The sequence below is a fragment of the Streptomyces sp. NPDC020192 genome, assembly GCF_044388685.1.
Taxonomy (GTDB): Bacteria; Actinomycetota; Actinomycetes; order Streptomycetales; family Streptomycetaceae; genus Streptomyces.
The window spans coordinates 1-2,569 of the sequence record NZ_JBIRXG010000105.1; the positions used below are offsets into that span (position 1 = coordinate 1).

General features: G+C 75.1%; 1 protein-coding gene. It reads left to right on the forward strand.

Annotated features, from left to right (window positions below):
* Positions 1 to 62: 62 nt before the first annotated feature.
* Positions 63 to 2,569, forward strand: a 2,507-nt coding sequence (locus tag ACH47Z_RS47025) for an SDR family NAD(P)-dependent oxidoreductase (protein ID WP_399086763.1), incomplete at its 3' end; no start/stop codon positions are given.

Below are 2,569 nucleotides of genomic sequence, written 5' to 3' on the forward strand. Positions count from 1 at the left end.
TGGATTCCTCGCCGGTGTTCGCCGAGCGGCTGGCGGAGTGTGCGGCGGCTCTGGAGCCGTTTGTGGGCTGGTCGTTGCTGGATGTGGTCCGGGGCACGGAGGGTGCTCCGGGGTTGGACCGGGTCGACGTCGTCCAGCCGGTGTTGTGGGCGGTGATGGTGTCGTTGGCGGAGGTGTGGCGTTCGTACGGCGTCGTACCGTCGGCGGTGGTGGGTCATTCGCAGGGGGAGATCGCCGCCGCGTGTGTGGCGGGGGCGCTGTCGTTGGAGGACGGCGCCCGTGTGGTCGCCCTGCGCAGCCAGGCGTTGACGGGGCTTGCGGGGACCGGGGGCATGGTGTCGGTCGCCGCCGCGCTCGACGACACCGAGCAGCTGCTGGGCGCCTGGGCGGGCCGGGTGGCGGTTGCCGCTGTGAACGGTCCGGGGTCGGTGGTGGTCGCCGGTGAGGCGGTGGCGCTGGAGGAGTTCCTGGCGCACTGTGCGGACCGGGGCGTGCGGGCCCGTCGTATCGCCGTGGACTACGCGTCGCATTCGGCGTTGGTGGAGCCGGTGCGTGCGGGTCTGCTGGCGGACCTCGAGGGGATCCACCCGGGCGAGGGCACGGTTCCGCTGTTCTCCACCGTGACGGGGGAGTGGGCGGACGGTACGACGCTGGACGCCGGCTACTGGTACCGCAACCTGAGGGAGCCGGTGGGCTTTGAACCAGCGGTGCGCGGGCTGCTCGACGCCGGCCACGGAGTGTTCGTGGAGATCAGCCCCCACCCGGTGCTGACCACCGCGGTGCAGGAGACGGCAGAGGCCGCAGGGCGGAGTGCCGTCGTCGTGGGCACCCTCCGCCGCGACCACGACGGGCCCCGGCAGCTGCTCACCAACCTGGCGGCCCTGCACACCACGGGCACCGACGTCGACTGGACGGGACACTTCGCGGGCGTCACCGGCCAGGCCGACCTGCCCACCTACGCCTTCCAGCACACCCGCTACTGGCTGACCCCCTCCGGTCCGTCCGCCGGCGAACTGGCCGGAGCCGGGCTGACCGCCGCCGGGCACCCGCTGCTCGGCGCGGCCGTCGACCTCGCCGAGGACGGCGGCCTCGTACTGACCGGACGGCTCGCCGCGGACCCCGCCGCCTGGACGGCCGACCACGTCGTCCTCGGCACCACCCTGCTGCCCGGCGCGGCGCTCGCCGAACTCGCCCTCGCCGCCGGCGACCGCGTCGGTTGCGGCACCCTGGACGAACTCGTCCTCGGTGCGCCCCTGGCCCTGCCCGAGCGTGGCGCCCTGCACCTCCAGGTACGGGTGGGCCGCGCGGAGGCGGATCACCGCCGTACCGTCAGCGTGCACGCGCGCCCCGAGGACGGCGAGGCACCCTGGACCCGGCACGCGGAGGGCGTCCTCGCCCCCGGCGACACCACGCCCGGTACGCCGCTGACCCAGTGGCCCCCCGCCGGCGCCGAACCCGTCGACGTGTCCGCGCTCTACGACAGCCTCGCCGACCGCGGCCTCGAGTACGGGCCGGTCTTCCGTGGTGTCCGCGCGGCCTGGCGGCACGGCACCGACCTGCTCGCCGAGGTCGAACTCCCGGCCGACACCGACGAGTCGGGCTTCCTGCTGCACCCGGCCCTGCTGGACGCGGCCCTGCACTCGATCGGCCTCGGCGGCCTGGTCGGCGACGGCGGACTCCCCTTCGCCTGGCACGGGCTGCGCGTGCACGCCGTCGGCGCCCGCGCGGCACGGGTACGGCTCACGCCGCTGGGCGACGAAACCGTCGCCGTCGACCTCGCCGACGGGGCCGGCGCACCCCTGGCGACCGTCGCCTCGCTGCGCCTGCGGGCCGTCACCGCCGAACAGGTCGCCGCCGCCCGCACCCCCACCGACCCGCTGCTGCACCTGGACTGGGTCCCGGTCGCCGCCACCGCACCCGCGGACGGCGCCGCCGTCGAACTCCTGCACCTGGACGCACCGCACGGGACGGACGCCGGTCCGGCGGCCGTACGCGAGGCCGTACGGGCGGCGCTCGCGGCGATCCAGCGGTGGATCGCCGACGACCGGGCCGAACGGCTGGTCGTCGTCACGCGCGACACGGACCTGGCCGGCGCCGCCGTCGGCGGTCTGCTGCGCTCCGCCCAGGCCGAACACCCGGGCCGGTTCGGCCACGTCGTACTCGACGGCCACCCCGACTCCGAGCGTGCCCTGCCCGCCGCCGCGGCCCTGGCCGACGAGTCGTGGGTCGCCGTACGCGCCGGGGAGACGTACGTCCCGCGCCTCGCTCGTACCGGTGTCCGGTCCGACGGTGGTGGTGTGCCGTTCGGCGCGGACGATGTGGTGCTGGTGACCGGTGGCACGGGGGTACTGGGCGCACTGGTGGCCCGGCATCTGGTGGCCGAGCACGGTGTTCGGCGGCTGGTGTTGGCGAGCCGTCGGGGAGAAGCCGGTGAACTGGTCGCCGAACTGGGTGAGTTGGGCGCCACGGTGGAGGTGGTGGCGTGTGATGTGTCCGACCGGGATGCGCTGGGGCGTGTGGTCGCGGGGTTCCCGCTGACCGGTGTCGTGCATGCGGCCGGTGTGCTGGA